This window comes from uncultured Microbulbifer sp., assembly GCF_947498635.1.
Taxonomy (GTDB): Bacteria; Pseudomonadota; Gammaproteobacteria; order Pseudomonadales; family Cellvibrionaceae; genus Microbulbifer; species Microbulbifer echini.
Genome location: NZ_CANMKV010000120.1, coordinates 1 through 594, shown reverse-complemented (window position 1 = coordinate 594; position 594 = coordinate 1). Strand labels below are relative to the sequence as shown.

Here is a 594-nt window from a genome sequence, read left to right as displayed (position 1 = left end):
ACGGTGTCACCACTGAGGTCCACCACCGCAAAACGGTCCACACCGCTGGTGCCGGTAATCTCACCGGTATCGGTCACCCTTTCGATACCTTCAACGATGAGGGTGCCGGTTGTGCCGTTGGTGACCGCGGCACTCAATGATTGACTACCCAGCAGGTTGATGCCAGATACAGCGCTGGCCTGGACGGTGTCGGTGCCACTGGCGGCAACGATTTTTTCCATCGCGGCGAAGGTCATGGCATCGACGGTGACATCGCCATTACTGGCGAGTGAATAAGTATCGCTGCTATCGCCGTCGACATCTCCGTTGAGTGTGGCCAGACCACCGCTGAGCGCTTCGATACCGGTAATGGTGATGCCGCTATGGGTTACCTGGTTATCGGTCGCGGTCAGGCTCCAGTCGCTGCTGCTCAGAGTACTGACCAGGCTATCTGCCGGGTCGCTATCGGATCCGTTGTCGGTAATACGGTCGATACCGGTAAAGGTCATTTCGTTGACCCCTAGGGTGATATCGCCGTTATCTTCCAGGGCAAATTCTTCTTTGCGAGCGGCAACCCCAATCACGTTGCCATTTTGTGCGTTGAGGGTGTCGGCG

At 57.1% G+C, this 594-nt stretch carries 1 protein-coding gene; it reads right to left on the bottom strand.

Features of this window, described 5'->3' with window-relative positions; genetic code table 11:
* Positions 1–594: hypothetical protein (locus Q1A69_RS20085; RefSeq protein ID WP_299589693.1), on the bottom strand; the 594-nt coding region annotated here is incomplete at both ends.